Origin of the sequence: Burkholderia sp. MSMB1498, assembly GCF_001526245.1 — a bacterium.
In the GTDB taxonomy this organism is placed as follows: domain Bacteria; phylum Pseudomonadota; class Gammaproteobacteria; order Burkholderiales; family Burkholderiaceae; genus Burkholderia; species Burkholderia savannae.
This window is the reverse complement of the sequence record NZ_LOYJ01000066.1, coordinates 1-22,777: the sequence shown is the minus strand read 5'-3', so window position 1 is coordinate 22,777 and position 22,777 is coordinate 1. Positions and strand designations below refer to the sequence as shown.

The 22,777-nt window shown below is 71.1% G+C and carries 20 protein-coding genes; 8 read left to right on the top strand and 12 right to left on the bottom strand.

Translation table 11 applies throughout. From position 1 onward, the window contains the following. Window positions 1–16: 16 nt before the first annotated feature. The 4 genes from WS91_RS12365 to WS91_RS12350 form a co-directional block, all read right to left on the bottom strand. Window positions 17–247, bottom strand: a complete 231-nt coding sequence (locus WS91_RS12365; RefSeq protein WP_004193727.1) for a sulfurtransferase TusA family protein — start codon at window positions 245–247, stop codon at window positions 17–19. Between the two features lie 147 nt (window positions 248–394). Beyond that, a complete protein-coding gene (locus WS91_RS12360) occupies window positions 395–1,432 on the bottom strand; it encodes a Gfo/Idh/MocA family oxidoreductase (RefSeq protein ID WP_059583083.1) in 1,038 nt (345 codons plus the stop codon). Between the two features lie 12 nt (window positions 1,433–1,444). After that, window positions 1,445–2,479, bottom strand: a complete 1,035-nt coding sequence (gene iolG / locus WS91_RS12355) for an inositol 2-dehydrogenase (protein ID WP_038751304.1) — start codon at window positions 2,477–2,479, stop codon at window positions 1,445–1,447. Beyond that, window positions 2,472–3,353 carry a MurR/RpiR family transcriptional regulator gene (locus WS91_RS12350; RefSeq protein WP_038751425.1) on the bottom strand — a complete coding sequence of 294 codons (882 nt, stop codon included), beginning with the start codon at window positions 3,351–3,353 and terminating at the stop codon, window positions 2,472–2,474. Before WS91_RS12350 ends, iolG begins: the two co-directional genes overlap by 8 nt. A gap of 241 nt (window positions 3,354–3,594) precedes the next feature. On the opposite strand from WS91_RS12350, the gene WS91_RS12345 reads away from it, so the two are divergent. From WS91_RS12345 to iolB, 7 genes are all read left to right on the top strand, one after another. Beyond that, the gene (locus WS91_RS12345; RefSeq protein ID WP_038751306.1) at window positions 3,595–4,644 is read left to right on the top strand and encodes a sugar ABC transporter substrate-binding protein; all 1,050 of its coding nucleotides are present in this window, start codon (window positions 3,595–3,597) and stop codon (window positions 4,642–4,644) included. Between the two features lie 104 nt (window positions 4,645–4,748). Next, window positions 4,749–5,894: an ABC transporter permease gene (locus WS91_RS12340; protein ID WP_059670350.1), complete on the top strand. Its 1,146-nt coding sequence runs from the start codon at window positions 4,749–4,751 to the stop codon at window positions 5,892–5,894. 12 nt (window positions 5,895–5,906) lie between these two features. After that, on the top strand, window positions 5,907–6,707 hold the full coding sequence (locus WS91_RS12335) for an ATP-binding cassette domain-containing protein (protein WP_059670349.1): 801 nt from the start codon (window positions 5,907–5,909) through the stop codon (window positions 6,705–6,707). A 13-nt stretch (window positions 6,708–6,720) separates the two neighbouring features. Next, window positions 6,721–8,718: a bifunctional 5-dehydro-2-deoxygluconokinase/5-dehydro-2-deoxyphosphogluconate aldolase gene (locus tag WS91_RS12330; protein ID WP_059670348.1), complete on the top strand. Its 1,998-nt coding sequence runs from the start codon at window positions 6,721–6,723 to the stop codon at window positions 8,716–8,718. 10 nt (window positions 8,719–8,728) lie between these two features. Next, the gene (gene iolD, locus WS91_RS12325; RefSeq protein WP_059670347.1) at window positions 8,729–10,744 is read left to right on the top strand and encodes a 3D-(3,5/4)-trihydroxycyclohexane-1,2-dione acylhydrolase (decyclizing); all 2,016 of its coding nucleotides are present in this window, start codon (window positions 8,729–8,731) and stop codon (window positions 10,742–10,744) included. Further along, window positions 10,741–11,676, top strand: coding sequence for a myo-inosose-2 dehydratase (iolE, locus tag WS91_RS12320; RefSeq protein WP_059645679.1), 936 nt, complete (start codon window positions 10,741–10,743; stop codon window positions 11,674–11,676). Before iolD ends, iolE begins: the two co-directional genes overlap by 4 nt. Further along, a complete protein-coding gene (gene iolB / locus WS91_RS12315) occupies window positions 11,677–12,480 on the top strand; it encodes a 5-deoxy-glucuronate isomerase (RefSeq protein ID WP_038751315.1) in 804 nt (267 codons plus the stop codon). A gap of 199 nt (window positions 12,481–12,679) precedes the next feature. On the opposite strand, the gene WS91_RS12310 is transcribed toward iolB, so the two are convergent. The 5 genes from WS91_RS12310 to WS91_RS12290 form a co-directional block, all read right to left on the bottom strand. Beyond that, window positions 12,680–13,384: an ABC transporter ATP-binding protein gene (locus WS91_RS12310; RefSeq protein WP_059583064.1), complete on the bottom strand. Its 705-nt coding sequence runs from the start codon at window positions 13,382–13,384 to the stop codon at window positions 12,680–12,682. Beyond that, window positions 13,381–15,597 carry a branched-chain amino acid ABC transporter ATP-binding protein/permease gene (locus tag WS91_RS12305; protein WP_059670346.1) on the bottom strand — a complete coding sequence of 739 codons (2,217 nt, stop codon included), beginning with the start codon at window positions 15,595–15,597 and terminating at the stop codon, window positions 13,381–13,383. Before WS91_RS12305 ends, WS91_RS12310 begins: the two co-directional genes overlap by 4 nt. Continuing rightward, window positions 15,590–16,525, bottom strand: a complete 936-nt coding sequence (locus tag WS91_RS12300) for a branched-chain amino acid ABC transporter permease (RefSeq protein WP_059670421.1) — start codon at window positions 16,523–16,525, stop codon at window positions 15,590–15,592. Before WS91_RS12300 ends, WS91_RS12305 begins: the two co-directional genes overlap by 8 nt. 4 nt (window positions 16,526–16,529) lie before the next feature. Continuing rightward, window positions 16,530–16,982, bottom strand: coding sequence for an acyl-CoA thioesterase (locus WS91_RS12295; RefSeq protein WP_038751323.1), 453 nt, complete (start codon window positions 16,980–16,982; stop codon window positions 16,530–16,532). A gap of 225 nt (window positions 16,983–17,207) precedes the next feature. After that, on the bottom strand, window positions 17,208–18,356 hold the full coding sequence (locus tag WS91_RS12290; RefSeq protein ID WP_059670345.1) for an iron-containing alcohol dehydrogenase: 1,149 nt from the start codon (window positions 18,354–18,356) through the stop codon (window positions 17,208–17,210). 215 nt (window positions 18,357–18,571) lie between these two features. Here WS91_RS12290 and WS91_RS12285 point away from each other — a divergent pair, with 215 nt between their 5' ends. After that, complete coding sequence (locus WS91_RS12285) at window positions 18,572–18,907, top strand: YbjQ family protein (RefSeq protein WP_038751326.1); 336 nt, start codon at window positions 18,572–18,574, stop codon at window positions 18,905–18,907. 144 nt (window positions 18,908–19,051) lie between these two features. Here the strand turns inward: WS91_RS12285 and WS91_RS12280 are convergent, their stop codons facing one another. The 3 genes from WS91_RS12280 to WS91_RS12265 form a co-directional block, all read right to left on the bottom strand. After that, window positions 19,052–19,588 (bottom strand): NUDIX domain-containing protein, encoded by a 537-nt coding sequence (locus WS91_RS12280; RefSeq protein ID WP_038751328.1) that lies wholly within the window; start codon window positions 19,586–19,588, stop codon window positions 19,052–19,054. A gap of 154 nt (window positions 19,589–19,742) precedes the next feature. Continuing rightward, complete coding sequence (locus tag WS91_RS12275) at window positions 19,743–21,299, bottom strand: trypsin-like peptidase domain-containing protein (RefSeq protein ID WP_059670344.1); 1,557 nt, start codon at window positions 21,297–21,299, stop codon at window positions 19,743–19,745. 722 nt (window positions 21,300–22,021) lie between these two features. Further along, a partial coding sequence (locus WS91_RS12265) for a YbfB/YjiJ family MFS transporter (protein ID WP_156432361.1) occupies window positions 22,022–22,777 on the bottom strand: 756 nt, incomplete at its 5' end.

Genomic DNA, 22,777 nt, shown 5'->3' with positions numbered 1-22,777 from the left:
GTCGCGGCCGCGCGCGTCAGCGGCGGCGCATCAGGAAAACGAACGTCTTGTCCTGCGTCGTCGACGATTCGACGATCTCGTTGCCCGTCTGTTTCGCGAACGCGGCGAAGTCGCGCTGCGAGCCGGGATCGGTGGCGAGCACCTTCAGAATCTGGCCGCTTTCCATATCGGCGAGCGCTTTCTTCGCGCGCAGGATCGGCAGCGGGCAATTGAGCCCGCGCGCGTCCACTTCCTTGTGAATGAGCATCGGCTTTCGACCTTCGAATGGCGCGCCGTCGCGGCGCTGTCGGAACGACAGATTCTACCGCATGCGCCCCCATCCGCATCCGCGCGCGAGCGAACGAGCGAACGAGCGACTATGCGCGCGGCGCACGGCGGCGGCGCGCGCGCCGGGCTACAGCTCGATCGCCCGCCCGGTCTGCAGCGACTCGCGCAACGCATGGCCGATTCGCGTCGCCTCGAGCGCATCCGCGAGCGTTGCGCCGCCCGAGCCGCCCTCGCCCCGCACCGCGGCGACGAACGCCTGCGCCTCGATCAGGAACGCTTCTTCGAAACGGTCGAAGAATGTCGGCGTGCAGGTGTTGCGGATGCCCGCCGCGTCGTAGATCTCGACGCGGTTCGCGCGCGGGTTGCGGCCGATCGCGAGCGCGCCCGCCGTGCCGATCACCTCCGAATGCGTGTCGTTGCCGTGCGCCATCGTGCGCGACGCGTAGAACATCGCGAGCCGGCCGCCTTCGAACTCGCAGATCGCCACGCCGTTGTCGACGTCGCCGCACGCGCGCAGCCCCTCGTGCAGCGCCACCGCGCCCGCCGCGTACGCGCGCGTCGCGCGCGGCGCGCCGAGCAGCCACCGCGCGACGTCGATGTCGTGCACCGTGCAGTCGAGGAAGATGCCGCCCGAGGTCGGCGCGAAGCGCACGAAGAAGCCTTCCGGATCGTTCCGGTCGCAGGTCTGCGAGCGCACGAGGAACGGCCGGCCGATCGCGCCCGCCGCGACGCGCGCGTAAGCGTCGCGGTAGCTCGGATCGAAGCGGCGCATGAAGCCGATCGTCGCGACGAGATGCGGCCGCGCGCGCGCCTCGGCGAGCACCCGTTCGCACTCGGCGAGATCGAGCGACAGCGGCTTCTCGCAGAACACGTGCTTGCCCGCGGCGAGCGCCGCGACGATCTGGTCCGCGTGCAACGCCGACGGCGTGACGAGCCACAGCGCATCGAGCCCCGGATCGGCCGCGAGCGCGTCGAAATCCTCGTAGACGCGCGGCACGCCGAGCGCGTCGCGCGCCCACGCGCATTCGTCGGCGATAGGGCTGCACGCGGCCGCGAGCTCAGCGCCCGCGACGCGGCGCGCGAGGTTCTCCGCATGGCGCCGGCCGAGCCGGCCGAGCCCCGCGATGCCGATGCGCACGCGCGCGGCGCTGTGGCTGACTGTCATCGCGCCGCTCCTTCAGGCCGCCGTTTCGCCGAGCTTCACGGCGCGCCCTTCGCGCCACGACAGCGTCGCCGCCTCGGCGAGCTCGAGCGCCTTCACGCCGTCGGCGACCGTCGTGCGCACGGGCTCGCCGTTCGTCACCGCCGCGAAGAAATGCTCGATCTCGCGCGCGTACGCGGCGCGATAGCGTTCGAGGAAGAACGCCTCGGGCAGATCGGTCGACACCGCCTTCGCCGAATAACCCGTCACCTCGGTCGGCCGCAGGTTGCCCGCCTGCAGCATCCCGTCGCTGCCGAGCACCTCGAAGCGCTGGTCGTAGCCGTACGCGGCGCGGCGCGACGTGTTGATCTGGCAAAGCCGGCCGCGCTTCGTGCGGATCGTGACCGCGGTCGAATCGATGTCGCCCGCGTCGGCGATCGCCGGATCGGTCAGGCAGCTGCCCGTCGCGTGCAGCGTGTCGGCGTCGTCGCCCAAGATCCAGCGGAAGATGTCGAAATCGTGGATCAGCATGTCCTTGAAGATCCCGCCCGAGCGCCTGATGTAATCGACGCCCGGCGCGCCCGGATCGCGGCTCGTCACGACGAGCATCTCCGGCGTGCCGATCTCGCCCGCGTCGATGCGGCGCTTCGCCGCCTCGAAGGTCGGATCGAAGCGGCGCTGGAAGCCGATCATGCAGACGACGTTCGCGTGCGCGACGGCCGCCTCGCACGCGCGCGCCCGCGCGAGCGTCAGGTCCACGGGCTTCTCGCAGAACACGTGCTTGCCCGCGCGCGCGGAGCCCGCGATCAGGTCGGCGTGCGTGTCGGTGCTCGAGCAGATCACCGTTGCGCCGACCGACGCGTCGCCGAGCGCGCCGTCGACGTCGGCAACCCGCGCGCCGTGCTGCGCGGCGAGCGCGGCCGCCGCGTCGCGGTTCACGTCGACCACGTACTTCAGGCGCACGCCGGGCCGGCGCGCGAGATTGCCCGCGTGGATGCGGCCGATCCGCCCCGCGCCGAACACGGCGACGTCGATCGTCGGCGCTGCGATCGTCCGTGCTGCATTAGTCATCGTATCCTCCAGTGTCCTTGACTTCCTCGACGTTCAATTCCAGCCGGTACGCGAGCGCGATGAAAAGCGCCTGGCACAGGCAGATCGTGCTTGTCAGCGAGCGGAACGCGAACGCACTGCCCTCCTTCACGAGCAAATGGGCGCTCGCGTCGCGCGCGAGCGGCGACAGGCGGCTGTCGGTGATGACGAGCGTCTGCGCATGGTTGTGGCGCGCGGCGCGCAGGCAGTACTGCGTTTCCTTGCCGTACGGCGCGAAGCTGATCGCGATCACGACGTCGCCCTTCTTCACGCTGCGGATCTGCTCGCGGTACATGCCGCCGAGGCCGGACACGAGGTGCACGCGCTTGGCCGTGTGCTGCAGCGCATATACGATGTAGCTCGCGACCGGGAACGACCGGCGCACGCCGACCACGTAGATGTTCTCGGCGCGCTCGAGCATCGTGACAGCCGCGTCGAACTGGTCGTCGTCGAGGCCCGCCGCGAGCTCGTCGAGCCCCGCGCGCGACGCGTCGATGAACTGCCGCGCGACCGCGCCGCCCGTCATCGGGCCCGCCTTGCCGTCGATCAGGTTGCGGATTCGCTGCTGGTAGCTCTGCACGCTCGGGTTCTGGCCCGTGTACGCGTCCTTGAACACGGCCTGCAGATCGGAGAAGCCGGAGAAGCCGAAGCGCTGCGCGAAGCGCACGACGGCGGACGGATGCACGCCGCAGCGCTCGGCGATGTCGCCCGTGCGATCCATCATCACGCTCGAGCGGTGCTCGTCGATATACGAGGCGATGCTCTTCAGTTGGCGCGGCAGCGCGTCGTACGCGTCGGCGATCCGCTGCAGGAGCTCGTCGACGGCGGGCGTCTCCGGTTGTGTCGTGTCGTCCATGTCCGTTCCGGCCGGCGGGCGCTGCTCCGCGCCGCGCATCGCGCGCGGCGCGACAGGCAGCCGGCGCCTTGTCTTGTCGTGAACCGAGTATAGGCACTTCGGATGCAAAATGGAACAAATTTTCCATCAAGAAAATTAATAAACTTTTCTTTGCAATCGGCCGCGAGTTGACCTAACCTTGCTCGTGAACGCGGCCCGAGCGGCGTTCGCCCGATAACGACACACAGAGAAAGGTGGAGACATGAGACTTTGCACCGGCAAGGCCGTCCTGCGCGCGTGCGTCGCCGCGATCGCCGTCGCGGCGGGCGCGCTCGCCGCGGCCCCGGCCGCCCACGCGGCGGACGCCCGGTTCGTGCTGATCAGCCACGCGCCGGATTCCGATTCGTGGTGGAACACGATCAAGAACGCGATCAAGCAGGCGGACGAGGACTTCAACGTCACGACCGACTACCGCAATCCGCCGAACGGCGACATCGCCGACATGGCGCGCCTGGTCGAACAATCGGCCGCGCGCGACTACGACGGCGTGATCACGACGATCGCCGACTACGACGTGCTGAAGAACTCGATCAAGAAGGTCGCCGCGAAGAAGATCCCGCTCGTGACGATCAACTCCGGCACCGAGGAGCAGAGCGCGCAACTGGGCGCGATCATGCACGTCGGCCAGCCCGAGTACGTCGCGGGCCGCGCGGCGGGCGAAAAGGCGAAGGCCGCGGGCGTGAAGCGCTTCGTCTGCGTGAACCACATCGCGACCAACAGCGTGTCGTTCGACCGCTGCCGCGGCTTCGCGGACGCGATCGGCGCCGACTACAAGCGCTCGACGATCGACTCCGGCCAGGACCCGACCGAAATCCAGTCGAAGGTGAGCGCCTATCTGCGCAACCATCCGGACACGCAGGCGATCCTCACGCTCGGCCCGGTGCCCGCCGCGGCGACGCTGAAGGCGGTCCAGCAGATGGGCCTCGCGAACAAGCTGTTCTTCGCGACGTTCGATTTCTCCGACGACATCGCGAAGGCGATCCAGAGCGGCGCGATCAAGTTCGCGATCGACCAGCAGCCGTACCTGCAGGGCTACATCCCGGTCGCCGTGCTCGCGATCGCCAAGCAGAACAAGACGGCCGATCCCGCGAAGATCCGCCAGATCCTCGAGGCGAACCCGAAGTTCCAGGCGCGGCTTTCGACTTACGGGCTGCAGCCGTCGTACGGGCCGAAGAACATCCGCTCGGGCCCGGGCTTCATCACGAAGGAAAACATCGACAAGGTGCTCAAGTACGCGGGCCAGTACCGCTAACGTCCATCGCATCGAGTCGTACGACGCGCGGCGCTCGCCCGCGCGCTTTACCGGCGAAGCGGGGCCGAACGCGCCGAGCGCCCGCCGGGCATCAAGGAGACATCATGGGTGTAGTCGGCAAGCACATGTCAGCGCATGCACACGAGAAACAGCAGCCGGGCGCGGCGTCCGACGAGCGGCTGCGCGGCGAGGCGTGGTTCCAGCGCTTTCTCAATCGCCCCGAGTTCGCCGCGATTTCCGGCGCCGCGCTCGTGTTCACGGTGTTCGCGTTCGGCGCGGGCGGCTCCGGGATGTTCAATCTCGACGGCATCATGAACTGGTCGCAGGTCGCGGCCTACCTCGGCATTCTCGCCGTCGGCGCGTGCCTGCTGATGGTCGCGGGCGAGTTCGACCTGTCGATCGGCTCGATGATCGGCTTCGCCGGGATGATGGTCGCGATTCCGACCGTCTACTTCCACTGGCCGATCTGGCTCGCGGTGCTGTTCGCGTTCGCGGGCTCGATGGCGCTCGGCGCGCTGAACGGCTATCTCGTGATGCGCACGAAGCTGCCTTCGTTCATCGTCACGCTCGCGTTCCTGTTCATCCTGCGCGGCTTGACGCTCGCGCTCTCGATCATGTTCGCCGACCGCACGATCGTCTCGGGCCTCGGCGACTACGCGCATGCGGACCCCGTCGTGCACCTGCTGTTCCAGGGCGTCGCGTTCCACGACCTGTTCCGCTGGCTCGCGCACGCAGGCGTCGGCCAGGTGCTCGACAACGGCGAGCCGCTCGTGCCCGGCGTGCCGAAGGTGCTGCTGTGGTGGCTCGCCGTCACCGCGATCGGCGCGTTCGTGCTCGCGAAGACGCGCTACGGCAACTGGATACTCGCGTCGGGCGGCGACGCGCACGCGGCGAAGAACGTCGGCGTGCCGGTGCGCCGCGTGAAGATCTCGCTGTTCGTGCTCACCGCGTTCTGCGCGTGCCTGTTCGCGGTGCTGCAGGTGGCCGACATCGGTTCGGCCGCGGCCGACCGCGGGCTGCAGAAGGAGTTCGAGGCGATCATCGCCGCGGTGATCGGCGGCACGCTGCTCACGGGCGGCTACGGATCGGTGATCGGCGCGGCGTTCGGCGCGCTCATCTTCGGCGTCGTGCAGATCGGCATCACCTACACGAACATCAGCTCGGACTGGTTCCGCGTGTTCCTCGGCGTGATGCTGCTCGTCGCCGTGCTGTTCAACCACTACGTGCGCCGCCGCGTGTCGCAATCGTAACGGAGTTCAAGCATGTCCACGTCAGCATCCAACGAAACGATTCTCTCGCTCGAGAACGTCAGCAAGTATTTCGGCAAGGTGATCGCGCTGTCGGGCGTCACGCTGCGCTTGAAACGCGGCGAGGTGCATTGCCTGCTCGGCGACAACGGCGCCGGCAAGTCGACGCTCATCAAGACGCTCGCGGGCGTGCACCAGCCGTCCGACGGGCAGTACCTCGTCGACGGCGAGCCGGTGCGCTTCGCATCGCCGAAGGACGCGCTCGATCTCGGCATCGCGACCGTCTATCAGGATCTCGCGCTCGTGCCGCTGCTGTCGGTCGCGCGCAACTTCTTCATGGGCCGCGAGCCGCGGAAGAAGCTGTTCGGCTTCGTCAACGTGATGGATCTCGATGCGAGCGCGCAGATCGCCCGCGCGAAGCTCGCCGAAATGGGCATCAACGTGCGCGACGCGCATCAGCCGATCGGCACGATGTCGGGCGGCGAGCGGCAGTGTCTCGCGATCGCGCGCGCGATCCACTTCGGCGCGCGCGTGCTGATCCTCGACGAGCCGACCGCCGCGCTCGGCGTCAAGCAGAGCTTCAACGTGCTGAAGCTGATCCACACCGCGCGCGCGAAAGGGATCTCGGTGATCTTCATCACGCACAACGTGCATCACGCGTACCCGATCGGCGATTCGTTCACGCTGCTCAACCGCGGCCGCTCGCTCGGCACGTTCACGAAGGACACGATCAGCAAGAACGAGGTGCTCGACATGATGGCGGGCGGCGCCGAGATGCAGAAGATGATCGCCGAACTCGACGGCGCGACCATTTGATCCAGGACTCGCGATGACTTTCCCTACTCTCCCCCTTTCGCAGAATCGCCCGCTCGACGTGATCTGCATCGGCCGCGTCGCCGTCGATCTCTACGCGCAGCAGATCGGCGCGCGGCTCGAGGATGCGTCGAGCTTCGCGAAATATCTCGGCGGCTCGTCGGGCAACATCGCGTTCGGCTGCGCGCGGCTCGGCCTCAAATCGGCGATGCTCTCGCGCGTGGGCCACGATCACCTGGGCCGTTTCGTGCTCGAGACGCTCGCGCGCGAAGGCTGCGACACGAGCCGCCTGCGCACCGATCCCGAGCGCCTCACCGCGCTCGTGCTGCTCGGCCTGAAAGATCGCGACACGTTTCCGCTCATTTTCCATCGCGAGAACTGCGCGGACATGGCGCTCGACGAAAGCGACTTCGACGAGGCGTTCATCGCGTCGTCGAAGGCGCTTCTCATCACCGGCACGCACTTCTCGACCGAGCGGGTGATGCGCGCGAGCCGCCGCGCGCTCGACTACGCACGCCGCAACCAGGTGCGCACGGTGCTCGACATCGACTATCGCCCCGTGCTGTGGGGCCTGACGGACAAGGCCGACGGCGAGACGCGCTTCGTCGCGAACGAAGGCGTGACCGCGCACCTGCAGCGGATCTTGCCGCTGTTCGACGTCGTGATCGGCACCGAGGAGGAATTCCGCATCGCGGGCGGCAAGGACGCGCTGCTCGACGCGCTCGCGATGGTGCGCGCGGTGACGTGCGCTGCGCTCGTCGTCAAGCGCGGGCCGCTCGGCTGCTCGATCGTCGACGGCGACGTGCCCGCGACGCTCGACGCGCTGCCGATCATCCGCGGCGTCGAAGTCGAGGTGATGAACGTGCTCGGCGCGGGCGACGCGTTCGCGTCGGGCTTCCTGTCGCAATGGCTGCGCGGGCGGCCGTTCGCCGAGGCGGCGCGCGCGGCGAACGCGTGCGGCGCGCTCGTCGTGTCCCGGCACGGCTGCTCGCCCGCGATGCCGACGCCCGCCGAGCTCGCGCATTTCCTCGGCGAGGCGAAGCGCGATCCGGCGCGGATGCGCCGCCCCGACCTCGATCCGACGCTCGCGCGGCTGCACCGCGTGACGCCCGCGCGCACGCCGCGCGACGAGGTGCTCGGCTTCGCGTTCGATCATCGCAATCAGTTCTTCGAGCTCGCGCGGCAAACGGGCGCGAGCGTCGCGCGCATCGAAGCGCTCAAGCGCCTGTTCGTCGAGGCGGTCGCGCAGACGCAGGCGCAGCTCGGGCTCGCCGGCCGGATCGGCGTGCTGATCGACGACCGCTACGGCCAGGACGCGCTCAACGACGCGACGGGCCGCGGCTGGTGGATCGGCCGCCCGGTCGAGCTGCCCGGATCGCTGCCGCTCGAATTCGATCACGGCCGCTCGATCGGCACGACGCTCGTGTCGTGGCCGCAGGAGCACGTCGCGAAGTGCCTCGTTCAATACCATCCGGACGAAACCGCCGAGCAGCGGATCGAGCAGGAAACGCAGCTGCGCGCGCTGTACGACGCGGTGCAGGCGAGCGGCCACGAGCTGCTGCTCGAAGTGATCCCGCCGCGCCGCGCGGATCTGCCGCAGGCGGCCGACACCGTGCACCGCGCGCTCAAGCGCCTGTACAACCTCGGCATCCAGCCGGAATGGTGGAAGCTCGCGCCGCTCGACGCCGCGCAATGGCAGGCGATCGACGCGCTGATCGCCGAGCGCGATCCGCACTGCCGCGGCGTCGTGCTGCTCGGCCTGTCCGCGCCCGTCGACGAGCTCGTCGACGGCTTCAAGGCGGCGGCCGCGTCCGCCACGTGCCGCGGCTTCACGGTCGGCCGCACGATCTTCCACGAGCCGAGCCGCGCGTGGCTCGCCGGCGAGATCGGCGACGCCGAGCTGATCGCGCGCGTGCGGCGGACGTTCGAGACGCTGATCGGCGCGTGGCGCGCGGCGCGCGCGCAAAGCGGCGCGCGCGACGGGCACGCGGCCGCGCGGCGCGCGGCCGCCTAGGAGCCTGCGCATGAATCGCAGAGCAACGGATGACGAAACCCGACGGGATTCCAGCGTGAACGACATCATCGGCGATCCGGCCGCGAACGCGCGCGGCACGATCCGGCTGACCGCCGCGCAGGCGCTCGTGCGGTATCTGGCCGCGCAGCGCGTCGCGGCGAACGACGACGGCGGCGGCGGCGGCGGCCTGGCCGACGGCGGCGCGCCCCTCTTCGGCGGCGTGTTCGCGATCTTCGGGCACGGCAACGTCGCCGGCCTCGGCGAGGCGCTCCATCAGCACCGCGACGCGTTGCCGACCTACCGCGCGCACAACGAGCAGGCGATGGCGCACAGCGCGATCGCCTACGCGAAGGCGCACTTGCGCCGCCGGATGATGGCCGTGACGACGTCGATCGGCCCCGGCGCGACGAACCTCGTCACGGCGGCGGCGCTCGCGCACGTGAACCGGCTGCCGGTGCTGCTGCTGCCGGGCGACGTGTTCGTGTCGCGCGCGCCGGACCCGGTGCTGCAGCAGATCGAGGATTTCCACGACGGCGGGCTTTCGGCGAACGACGCGTTCAAGGCCGTGTCGCGCTATTTCGACCGGATCGTGCACCCGGCCCAGTTGCTGAGCGCGCTGCCGCGCGCGCTGCGCGTGCTGACCGACGCGGCGCTCTGCGGCCCGGTCACGCTCGCGTTGCCGCAGGACGTGCAGGCGATGGCGTATGACTATCCGGCCGAGTTCTTCGCGCCGCGCGTCGTCACGTTCCATGCGCCCGCGCCCGTCGAAGCGGAGCTCGACGCGGCGCTCGCGCAATTGCGCGCGGCGAAGCGCCCGTTCATCGTCGCGGGCGGCGGCGCGCTGTACAGCGAGGGCGGCGCGGCCGCGCTCGCCGCGTTCGCCGAGCGGCACGGCATTCCGGTGGGCGAGACGCAGGCCGGCAAGAGCGCGCTGCCGTGGGATCATCCGCTGAACGCGGGCGCCGTCGGCGTGACGGGCTCGCCCGCCGCGAACGCGCTCGCGAACGATGCCGACTGCGTGATCGCGCTCGGCACGCGGCTGCAGGATTTCACGACGGGCTCGAACACGCTGTTCGCGCAGGCGCGCGTCGTCGGCATCAACGCGAACGCATTCGATGCGCTGAAACACCGCGCGTCGATCGTGCAGGCCGACGCGCGGCTCGCGCTCGACGCGCTCGGCGCGCGCCTCGAAGGCTGGCGCGCCGACGCCGCGTGGACGGCCCGCGCGCGCTCGCTCGCGAGCGAATGGCGCGACGCGGTGAACGCGCTCACGCACGCGCCGCAGCGCGCGGGCGCGCTGCCGTACGACGCCGACGTGATCGGCGCGGTGCAGCGCTCGGCGCCCGACTCGGCCGTGCGCGACATCGCCGTGTGCGCCGCGGGCACGCTGCCCGCCGAGCTGCACAAGCTCTGGCGCGCGGCGGCGCCGGGCGGCTATCACGTCGAATACGGCTATTCGTGCATGGGTTACGAGATCGCGGGCGGCCTCGGCGCGAAGCTCGCCAGACCCGCGCGCGAAGTGATCGTGATGGTCGGCGACGGCAGCTATCTGATGATGAACAGCGAGATCGCGACGTCGGTGATGCTCGGCGCGAAGCTCGTCGTCGTCGTGCTCGACAACCGCGGCTACGGCTGCATCAACCGGCTGCAGCAAGCGTGCGGCGGCGCGCCGTTCAACAACCTGTTCGACGACTGCGTGCAGGGCCCGCTCGGCGCGCCGCGCATCGATTTCGCCGCGCACGCGCGCGCGTTGGGCGCGCACGCGGAGCACGTCGCGGACGTCGCCGCGCTCGAAGCGGCGATGGCGCGCGCCCGCGCGTCCGATCGCACATACGTGATCTGCATCGACACCGACCCCGCCCGCACGACGCCCGACGGCGGCTGGTGGTGGGAAGTCGCGGTGCCCGAAGTGTCGCCGCGCGACGCGGTGCGCGACGCGCGCGCGAACTACGAGCGGCGGCTCGCCGCGCGCGCCGGCGTGGCCCCCGCTTCGCCTTCGACCTCTACCCCGGAATCATCGACATGAGCACACCCGAGATCCGTATCGGCATCAATCCGCTGTCGTGGATGAACGACGACTTGCCGTCGCTCGGCGGCGAGACGCCGCTGTCCGTCGCGCTGACCGAGGGCCGCGAGATCGGCTATGAAGGCTTCGAGCTCGGCAACAAGTTTCCGCGCGAGCCGCAGGCGCTGAAGGCGCTGCTCGCGCAGTACGATCTGTCGCTCGTGTCCGGCTGGCATTCGGGCCGGCTCGCCGAGCGCGGCGTGCAGGAAGAGATCGACGCGGTCGGCCCGCACCTGGAGCTGCTCGCGAAAAACGGCGCGAGCGTGATGGTCTACGGCGAAGTGGCGGGCACGATCCAGGGCTCGCCCGCGCCGCTCTACCAGCGCCCGCGCTTCGTCGACGACGCGCGCTGGGACGCGTACGCCGAACGCGTCGACGCGTTCGCGCGCTACACGCGCTCGCAGGGCGTGCGGCTCGGCTATCACCATCACATGGGCGCATACGTCGAATCCCCGGCCGACGTCGACCGGCTGATGGCGAGCACGAGCGACGCGGTGGGCCTCCTGTTCGACGCCGGGCACATGACGTTCGGCGGCGGCGATCCGGTCGCCGAGCTCGCGAAGCACATCGGCCGCGTGTGCCACGTCCATTGCAAGGACGTGCGCCCGGCCGTGATCAGGCTCGCGCGCAACCGCGACTGGAGCTTCCTCGACGCGGTGATCGCCGGCGCGTTCACGGTGCCGGGCGACGGCGCGATCGATTTCCCGACGATCGTCGGCATGCTGAAGCGCCACGGCTATCGCGGCTGGCTCGTCGTCGAGGCCGAGCAGGACCCGGCCGTCGCGCCGAGCTACGCGTACGCGCAAAAGGGCTATCGGACGCTGCGCGCGCTCGTGGACGCGCCGCTCCCGCCCGTCGATCCCGTCGATCCCGTCGACCAGGAGGCCGCTTAAATGAGTCTGCTCGTGAAGGGCGCGGCCGACGGCGCGTCGATCGCGCGCGTCACGCCGGAATCGGCGCACTGGAAGCACGTCGGCTTCGCCGCGTATCGGCTGAAGGCGGGCGAGGCGCTCGCGCTCGCCGAGGCCGCGCGCGAGATGTGCATCGTCGTGCTGACGGGCACCGTCGACGTCGAGGCGGACGACGGCACCCGCTGGACCGGGCTCGGCTCGCGCGACAGCGTGTTCGACGGCGTCGCGCCGTACGCGCTGTACCTGCCGCCGATGCGATCCGTCGCCGTGCGCGCGTCGCGCGACGCGGAGCTCGGCGTCGCGAGCGCGCCCGCGGCCGGACGCTATCCGGCGCGGCTCATCAAGCCGTCGCAGATGCGGCGCTCGGTGCGCGGCAGCGGCGCGAACACGCGCTACGTCTGCGATATCCTGCCGCAGACCGAGCCCGCCGAGTCGCTCCTCGTCGTCGAGGTGCGCACGCCGTCCGGGCATTCGTCGAGCTATCCGCCGCACAAGCACGACACCGACAACGCGCCCGCCGAAAGCGCGCTCGAAGAGACGTACTACCACCGCGTGCATCCGCCGCAGGGCTTCGTGTTCCAGCGCGTGTACACCGATTCGCGCGACATCGACGAATCGATGGCCGTCTGCGATCACGACGTCGTGCTGGTGCCGCGCGGCTATCACCCGGTCGTCGTGCCATACGGGTACGAGTCGTACTACCTGAACGTGATGGCCGGGCCGAGCCGCGTGTGGCACTTCAAGAACGATCCGGCGCACGAGTGGCTGCTGAGCGGCGGGCGGTGACGGCGAAACCGCGGCGGCTGCCGGGCGGCCATTCGGTGGACATTCGGTGGCCGGCCGGAGACCAATCGGCGACCAATCGGCGACCAATCAGCGGCCAATCGGCGACCATTTGGCGGCCAGCCGGCGCGCGATCGCCGCCCGCGCCGCAAGATCGGCGCACCGCTCGCGAGTTCGACGCGGCCGTCCGCCCCGCCGCCCGTCAACCGACGCTCAGCCAACGCTCGACGATTCCCGCATCGAGCGCATTCGCCGCGCCGTCGTAGACGATTCTCCCCCGCCCCATCACCGCGACGCGCGACGCGAGCGCGGGCGCGAGCTGCATCCGCTGCTCGATCAGGAGCAGCGCGACGCCTTGCGCCTTCGCGTCGGCAAGACACGCGCGCACCTGCTCGACCGCGAGCGGCGCGAGCCCTTCGGCCGGCTCGTCGACGATCAGCACGCGCGGCGCGCCGATCAGCGCGCGCGCGAGCGCGAGCATCTGCTGCTCGCCGCCCGACAGCACGCCCGCCTTCGTCCGCCAGCGCTCGGCGAGCATCGGATAGCGCCGGCGCGCGTCGGCGAGCGCCGCGCGCGCAGCCGCGCCGGACATGCCGCGCAAGCCGAGCCGCAGATTGTCCTCGACGCTCAGCAACGCAAACACGTCGCGGCTCTCGGCGACGTAGCCGACGCCGCGCCGCGCGATCTCGAACGGCGGCGCGCCCGCGACGTCGACGCCGTCGACGCGCACCGTCCCCGCCGCCCGCACGATTCCGATGACCGCCTTCGCGAGCGTCGAGCGGCCCGAGCCGTTGCGGCCGACGAGCGCGACGGCCTCGCCCGCCGCGATCCGCAGGTCGACGCCGTCGAGCACCGGCAGCGCGCCGTATCCGGCACGCACGCCGCGCAGTTCGAGCAGCGCGCTCATCGCTCGAACGCCTCGCCGAGATACGCGGCGCGCACGGCCGCGTTCGCGCGAATCGCCGCGGGCGCGCCGGTCGCGACGAGCTCGCCGCGCACGAGCACCGATACGCGATCGGCGAAGCCGAACACCGCGTCCATGTCGTGCTCGATCATCAGCACCGTCCTGCCCGCCGTCGCGCGCCGGATCAGCGCGATCGTGCGCCGCGCCTGCTCGCGGCTCATGCCGGCCGTCGGCTCGTCGAACAGGAACACCGACGCGCCGCTCGCGAGCGCGAGGCCCACGTCGAGCGCGCGCTGCTCCGCGTAGCTCAGGCTGCCCGCGAGCGCGTCGCGGTGCGCGGCGAGGCCGATCGACGCGAGCGCGGCGTCGGCGGCGCGATCGATCTCGGCGGCGCCCGCGAGCCGGTTGCGCCAGCGGCGGCGCTGCCGCGGCGCGTGGAGCGCCGCGCAGCGCAGGTTGTCGTAGACGCTCATCCGCGCGAACACGCTCGTCTGCTGGAAGCTGCGCGCGAGCCCGAGGCGCGCGACCGCATGCGGGCCGCGCCGCCCGAGATCGGTGCCGTTCAGCTCGATGCGGCCATGCGTCGGCGCGAGCGCGCCCGCGATCAGGTTGAAGAGCGTCGACTTGCCGGCGCCGTTCGGGCCGATCAACGCATGGCGCTCGCCGGCGCGGATCGTCAGATCGACGCCGACGAGAACCGGCGTCGCGCCGAACGACTTGCCGACGTTCGTCAGGCGCAACGCGGCAGGCGCGGTCGCCGCGTGGGCGCTCGCGCGCTCGGGATCGGCCGCGGCGGCCGAGGCGCGGGCTGCGAGCGCGGCTGCGTCGTCGGAGGCAACCGCCGCACGGGGCGCAAGCGCGCTCGCCTTGCCGCCTGCGCCGGCTGCGCCGCTCGCGTACGGCATGCCGGGCGCGCCGGCCGCATCGATGTCCCGAGCATTCGAATCATCCGAGGCATTCGCGCGAATCACGCGATCGGAGCGATCCGCGAGATCCGCACGAGCACGATTCGCGCCGCGCCGCCGCGCCGCCTGCGCGAACCCCGCGCCGATCGCCGCCGCGGCCGCCGCGACCGCCCAGCCGAGCGGCGCGCCTGCATCGAACCGCCAGAGCCCGATGACGGCGCGCCGTGCGTCGTCTTGCGCGAACCGCAGCGCATACGCGAGCTCGACGACGAACACGATCGCGACGCCGCCCGCGAGCGCCGCGAGCGCGCCGAGCAGCTCGCGCCGCCAGTCGAAGCGCGCGCCGCCGCGCCGCCGCGCCTCGCGCCGCGCGCGCGGCCAGCCGCTCGCGCCGCCCGGCGCCGCCAGCACGACCGCGACGAACAGCAGCCCCAGATACAGCAGCCACGCGCGCGACACGCTCGCGACGAACACGCTGAAGAACGTCAGCAGCACCGCGCCGACGGCGGGCCCGAAGAAGCTCGTCGCACCGCCGATCACGGCCGCGAACAGCACCGCGCCCGAGCGCAGCATGCCGACGCTCTCCGACGTGGCGACCTCGACGTCGATCAGCGTCAGCGCGCCCGACACGCCCGCGAAAAACGCCGCCGCGATCGCCATCGCGTAGCGTACGCGGCGCGGATCGGTGCCGAGCGCGGCGACGCGCGCCGGGTTGTCGCGCACCGCGTTCGCGAGCCGCGCGAGCGGCGTGCGCACGAGCGCGCGCATCGCGGCCGCCGCGACGACGCACCAGATCGCGATCAGCGCATACGCCTGCGCCGGCTTGCCGAAATCCCACGCGCCGAGCGCGGGGCCGCTCGCCCGGTCGATCGACACGCCGCCCGCGCCGCCGAACCAGTCGGGCACGCTCCACGCGGCGGCCGCGACGAGCTCGCCGAGCCCGAGCGTGATCATCGCGAACGCGGTGCCCGCGCGCCGCGTCGCGATGAAGCCGAACAGCGCGCCGAAGCCCGCGCCCGCGACGCCGCCGGCGAGCGGCACGAGCGGCAGCGGCAGGCCGTAGCGATTGAACCCGTGCGCGGCGGCGAACGCGCCGAGCCCGGCGAACGCCGCATGCCCGAACGACAGCAGTCCCGTCGTGCCGAGCAGCAGGTTGTACGACAGCGCGAGCACGATCATCGCGGCCGTCTGCGCGAGATAGCCGAGCACCCAGCCGCGCGGCCACGCGAGCGCGGGCGCGGCGAGCAGCGCGACGAGCGCGAGCCACGGCAGCGCGGCGGCCAGACGGCTTCGCACGGCCGCGCTAGACATCGTCGCGCTCGCCGAGCAGGCCGCGCGCGCGGCACGCGAGCACCGCGACGAGCAGCAGATACGGAATCAGCGGCGCGAGCGGCGCGAGCGTCAGCGCGCGCCACGCGTCGGGCAACGCGATGCCCGCCCATTCGCCCGCGTCGCCGAGCGACGCGCGGCTCGCCGTCGCGAACGTCTGCGCGCAACCGACCGCGAGCGACGCGACGAGCGCGCCCGCGAGCGAGCCGAGCCCGCCGATCACGATCACCGCGAACACGACCGAGCCGAGCGTCTGCGCCATCGCGGGCTCGATCACCGCGAGCGGCGCGCCGATCACGCCCGCGAGCGCGGCGAGCGCCGTGCCCGCGCCGAACACGAGCGTCATCACGCGCGGCACGTCGTGGCCGAGCGCCTCGACCGCCGCACGATGCGTGAGCGCCGCGCGCACGACGAGCCCCGTCTGCGACACGCGCAGCATCGCCCACGACGCGCCGAGCATCGCGACCGACACGATCATCATGAACACGCGATAGCGCGGAAACACCGCGCCGTCGACGGCGAACGCGGCGCCGTCGAGCGCGGCGGGCACGGGCGCGGCGAGCGGCGCGAGCCCCCAGACGAGCTTCACGCCCTCGGCGATCAGATACGCGAGCCCGAACGTGAGCAGCAATTCGTCGAGATGGCCGCTCGCCCTCACCCGCCGCAGCAGCGCGCGTTCGCACAACGCGCCGAGCGCGCCGACGACGAGCGGCGCGGCGACGAGCGCGACCCAGAAACTCGTGCGCGCGGCAATCGCGTAGCCGGCATACGCGCCGAGCATGTAGAAGCTCGCATGCGCGAAGTTCAGCACGCCCAGCATGCTGAAGATCAGCGTGAGCCCCGCGCACAGCATGAACAGCAACAGCCCGTAGCTCAGGCCGTTCAGCAGATTGACGACGATCGACTGCACCGCGTCAGGCCGCCTGCGGCGCGGCAAGCGGCGCGAGCGCGGCGCGCAACGGCTCGGGCAGCGGCACCGGACGGCGCGTCGCGCGATCGACGTACACGTGCACGAAATGCCCTTGCGCGGCGGCCGACGCGTCGCCGTCGGCGAACAGGCCGACCTCGTAGCGCACGCTCGACGAGCCGAGCCGCGCGACCCGCAGCCCCGCTTCGACGCGCTGCGGAAACACGAGCGGCGCGAAGTAGTTGCACTGCGTCTCGACCACGAGGCCGATCGTCTCGCCGTGCTCGACGTCAAGCACGCCGCGGCGGATCAGGTATTCGTTGACGACCGTGTCGAAGTAGCTGTAGTAGACGACGTTGTTCACGTGCCCGTAGACGTCGTTGTCCATCCAGCGCGTCGTGATCGGCAGGAAATGGCGGTAGGCGCTGCGCGGCAGCGGAACGGGTTTGGCTGAGGACATGTCGGCGCGATGCGAAAGGACGGTTGCTTGACGATGGGTTGAGGATGGCCGCACGGCGGCGCGACGGCGAGGCGGCGAGGCGGCGCGACGGCGAGGCGGCGGCTGCGCGATCGGGCGGCGTCGCCGCGTCGCCCGGAATCGCCGGTGAACGCGCTGACGAACGCGCTGACGAACGCAACCGCGGACACGCCGCAGAAGATGCCGGCGAAACCGCGCGCGGCGCCGTCACAGCGATTCGACGAGCATGCGCCGGTAGTCGTCCGCCGTCGCGACGCGCGGATTCGTCTTGTGGCAATGATCGACGAGCGCGCCTTCGATCACCTGCTCGAACACGCGCTCGTCGACGCCCATTTGCCGGAGTCCCGTCGGCAGGCCGAGGCGCGCGGTCATGTCGTGCAGCGCCTGCGGCAGATCCGCGCGCTCGGGCAGATTCATCACGCGGCGCATCCGCGCATAGCGGCGCTCGGCGACCACGCTCGCCGCGCTTTCGTTGAAACGCAGCACCGCGGGCAGCACGACCGCGTTCAGCGTGCCGTGATGCAGCGACGTCTTGCCGTTCACCTTCACGCCGCCCAACGGGTGCGACAGCGAATGCACGCAGCCGAGCCCCTTCTGGAACGCCATCGCGCCCTGCATCGACGCGCTCATCATCGCAAGACGCGCGGCGCGGTCGCCGCCGTCGTGCGTCGCGCGCTCGATGTGCGCCCACGCGCGCTCGAGGCCGTCGAGCGCGATGCCGTCGGCGGGCGGGTTGAACGCCGGCGCGAGGAACGTTTCGATGCAGTGCGCGATCGCGTCCATGCCGGTCGCGGCCGTGAGGCCGGGCGGCAGGCCGAGCGTCAGCGACGGATCGCAGATCGCCGCCTTCGGCAGCAGGTGCCACGAATGGAAACCGAGCTTGCGGCCGTCGGTGAGGATCAGGATCGCGCCGCGCGCGACCTCGCTGCCCGTGCCCGAGGTCGTCGGCACCGCGACGAGGGGCGCGACGGCCGCGGTGATCCGCTCGCTGCCGCCTTCGATCGTCGCGTATCGCGCGAGCGGCAGCGGATGCGTCGCCGCGATCGCGACGCCTTTCGCGAGATCGATCGCCGAGCCGCCGCCGACCGCGACGAGCCCGTCGCAGCCTTCGTCGCGGTAGCGCGCCGCGGCGGCGAGCACGGCGGCTTCGGTCGGATTCGACGGAGTATCGTCGAACACGGGCAGCGCGCCCGCCCCGAGCGCGTCCAGCGCGCGATCGACGAGCCCCGCCGCCGCGACGCCCTTGTCCGTCACGACGAGCGGGCGCGCGATGCCGCTTCGCGCGCATTCGGCCTTGAGCATCGCGAGCGCGTCGTCGCCGAGATGAATGTGCGTCAGGTAATAAATGTAGGCCACGGGAAGTCTCCTTCGGTCGCGCTCGTTCGAATCGCCGGGCGGCACGTTCGCGCGCGGCCGATGCGCCGCCCGGCGCTGGACAAGCGGCCTTCGTCCGGGCGAACATGCGACGCCGGGCGCGGCGCACGCGGGGCGTGCCGCACAGAAAAGCATAGATTGCGGCAAATTCCAAGAGGCGCGGCGCAAGGTTATTTTCACATCGAAGAGGAAACATCATGGCAGATCCGCAGCTCATCACGACCGCTTTCGACATTCCGGGCTACCGGATCGAACGCTCGCTCGGCGTCGCGCGCGGCATCGTCGTGCGCTCGCGCTCGATCGTCGGCACGTTCGGCGCGTCGATTCAAACGCTGTTCGGCGGCAACATCTCGCTCTACACGTCGCTGTGCGAGCGCGCGCGGCGGGAGGCCTACGAGCGGATGGTCGAAGAAGCGCGGCAGATGGGCGGCAACGCGATCATCGGGATGCGCTACGACGCGACCGAGATCGCGTCGGGCGTGACCGAGGTGCTGTGCTACGGCACGGCGGTGCAGGCGGCGCGCGCCGGCTGACGCCGACCGCCCGGGGCGGCGGGCCGCGCCGGCGCGGCCCGCTTGTTCGTGGCTTGTTCGTGGCTTGTTCCCCGCTTGTCCGTGGCTTGTTCGTCGCCTGCCCCCGCTTGCCCGCCGCGGCGCCCAATCCGTTTCCGTGCTTCGTTACTGGCCGGGGAACTCGACGATTTCGAAGTCGAGGCCGCGCGCGCGCATCCAGTCGGCGAGCGCCTGGCCGGTGCCGGCGCGCCACGGCCGCAGCATCGGCGGATCGACGAGCCGGTATTCGAGCAACTCCGGCGACAGGCGAATCGTCCCATTCGCGCGCACGTGATACGCGATGATCAATTCGTTCTTGCGAATGAACTCATAAACGCCGACGAGCTTCACCGATTCCGCGTCGAGCGACGTCTCCTCGCGCACTTCGCGGGCGATGCCCGCCTCGGGCGTTTCGCCGCGCTCGAGGAAGCCGGTGATGAGCGCGAACACGCCTTCGGGCCACGCGGCGTTGCGCGCGAGCAGGATCTTGCCTTCGTATTCGACGATCGCCGCGACGACGGGCACCGGATTGTTCCAATGGACATAGCCGCAGGTTTCGTCGGGACACGCGCGGCGCACGCGGCCGCCCTCCTCGATGGAATCGACGCGCTCGGTGAGCGCTCGCGCGCAGCGAGGACAGAATCGGTAGTCTGCGGTGGTCATTTGTCGGGGATCGGCCGGCGGCTTTGCCCGCTCGCTCGGATACGTCGGGCGCGGCGCGCGAGTCCTGCCGTTTTTTTGGGTCGGGAAGGCCCAATTCTAGCGAGTTTGGACGATCGAGACGCGCCCGGCGCGGCACGCACTCCCCGCATCGGCGCTACCTCGCCTTGACCGACACGAATTTGCGCTCGCCGCCGCGCTGTATCAGCACCGCGACCACCTTTCCCGCCTTCGCCTCCAACGCAGGCACCATGTCCGGCGTCTCGATCAGCGTGTCGTTGAACTCCAGCACGACGTCGCCCGGCTGGATGCCCGCGTTCGCCGCCGGTCCGCGCACCGCGTCGACCACCATCCCGACCGGCAACCCCGTCGAGCGGCGCTCGTCGTCCGTCAGCGGATGCATCGTCAGGCCGAGGCGATCCGCGCCGCCCGCTTCGCTTCGGCCGGCGCTCGCGCTGCCCGACGAACCGGCGGCCGCCGCGCCCGCCGCCGGGCCCGATCCGAGCCTCAGCGTCATCGGCGCGCGGTTGCGCACCAGCCTGATCGGCGTGCTTGCGCCGGGCGGCAGCGCCGCCACGTCGCCGGCGAACTCGGACGAACGGCCGACCGGCCTGTCGCCAACCTGCACGATCACGTCGCCCGGCTTCAAACCGATCGCCGCCCCGGGCGACCCCGGCTCGACCGCGTTGACGAGCGCGCCCGCCGACCGCGGCAAACCGAACGCCGCCGCGAGCCCCGGGCCGACGTCCTGCACGTCGACGCCGAGCCCGTTCTGCTGCGCCGCGTACTGCGGCTGCTGGGCCTGCTGCTGGGCCTGCTGCTGGGCCTGTTGCCGCGCCTGCAGCTGAGCCTGTTGTTGCGCCTGCATCGCCTGCGTGCGCACCTTCACCGCCAGATTGATCGGAATCGCAAACGTCACGCCCGGATTGCGGTCGCCGCTCCCGTAGATCTGCACATCGATGCCGATCACCTCGCCGGCGCGGTTGAACACCGGGCCGCCCGAATTGTCGAGATTGCCGGTCACGTCGGTCTGAAAGAACGGGAAGCTGCCGCCGTCCGGCAGCGTGCGCGACGTCGCGCTGACGATGCCCGTCGTCACCGTGTTCGCGGCGCCGTCCGGCGCGCCGATCGTCAGCACCGGCTCGCCGACGCGCACCCGCGACGAGTCGCCGAGCCGCACCGTCGGCAGCTTCGTCGCATCGATCTGCAGCACGGCCACGTCGCTCTGGTCGTCGAGCGCCACCACGCGCGCCTTGAACTCGCGCCGATCGACGAGGCGGACCGTCACCTCGGTCGCCTGCCCGACCACGTAGGCGGTCGTGAGGATGATGCCGTCCGGGCTGACGATGAAACCGGACCCCGCGCCCGCCATCGCGCGCGGCGCGTTGTCCTGGGACGTCGGCGGTTGCATCGCGGAGAGCTTGAAGTACGCGAAGAACGGATCGTCGGGGTCGAGCGCCTCGAGGCCGGACGCCGACATCTGCGGCTCCTGCGCCGGCACGCTCACGTTCACGACGGCGGGCCCGTAACGCTCGACGAGCGTGGGGAAATCGATCGGCCCCGCAGGGCCCGTCTGCGCGATCCGCTTCGCCTTCAGGGTTTGCGGCAACGTGCCCGCTGCGATCTCCGTCGGCTGCAGGCAGGCAAAGCCCGCAAGCACCGCCCCGATCGCTGCAGCGTGAATCAGGGCGCGGCCAAGCGTTTGACGAGACACAGTGCACCTCCAAGGCAGTCGTTATGCCAGGGGCCCGTTGCGCGGCGCGCAAAGGACTAGCACGCACTGGTGAATTGATTATTGCATAGCGGCCGACGGCCGGCAGTCCGTGCTTTCACGATATTCGCAATTCGCCGCGGCCTGCGACGCACGTTCGTCGGATGCGCGTCGGATGCTCGTTGGATGCGCGGCGAGCGCATCGAGAAAAGTGGAAGCGGCGGAACGCGCCGCGTGGGCGCGCAAGCTCGATGACGATCGATTGCGGCGGTCATTCGGCGCGCGCGGCGCGCTCCGGTCGATGCGCAGGATGCGCGCGCCATGCGCGGCAAGCGGCAAGCGGCAAGCGGCAAGCGGCAAGCGGCAAGCGGCAAGCGACGATGCCTCAACACGGACCGTCGCGACGCGGCTCGACAAAAAATCGTGCAGCACCGCGGCGCGGCGGCGGAGACGGAGGAGACGGAGGAGACGGAGGAGACGGAGGAGACGGAGGAGGCGGCAGAGGCGGCGGAGACGGAGGAGACGGAGGAGGCGGAGGAGGCGGCAGAGGCGGCAGAGGCGGAGGCCGCGCATTCGACGCGGGAAAGGCGACGCTCGGCAATGCACGCGGCGCGCGCTCCCAACGACGCAACGCACGATGCACGTCGAGCACGTCGAGCGCGTCGATGCAGCAGGCGTGCTCGAACGCCCGCAACCGCTTCATCGCGCCATCGCCAGTCGCGCGCTCATGCGACGTCGCGGCCGTGCGTCGTCGCGCGCGAACTCGCCGCTACCGCTGCAAACCCCGCCGCCCCGACGAGCAGCACCGCCGACGCGAGCCAGAGCGCCGGCGAAAAGGTTCCCGCGCGCGCGGCGAGCGGCGCGGCCGCCAGCGGCCCGGCAATCTGTCCGACGCCATACGACGCGGTCGCATACCCCATCAGGCCCGCCGCGCGCTCGCCGCGCAAGCGGCGCGCTTCGCGCATCGCGAACAGCGTGATCGCGGTGAACGGCAAGCCGACGAGCGCGCTGCCGAACGCGAATCCGGGCGCCGTCGGCCAGACGATGCCGAGCGCGACGCCGGCCGCCTGCACCGCGCAGCAAACCGCGAGCAGCAGGCGATTGTCCCAGCGGCTCGGCAGCCGCGCGCCGACCAGCGCGCCGACGATCAGCGCCGCGCCGAACGTCGGCCAGAACAGATCGGGCCACGGCGAGTGCGCGGGCAACGCGGCGCGGGCGATCACCGGCAGGAAGGTCGCGGTGATGATGTAGCCGAAGCCGGGCAGGCCGTAGAGCAAGACGAGCCAGAACGCATCGCGCCGGGCGGCGGTGCACGCGTGCGGCGCGCTTGCGGCCGATGCGGCGAGCGCGCCGCGCTTGCCGGGAATTTGCGCGGACGCGAAATTCTTTGCGGCCGCCGCTGTCGACGCGTTGGACGCGTTGGACGCGTTGGACGCGTTGGACGCGTTGGACGCGTTGGACGCGTTGGACGCGTTGGACGC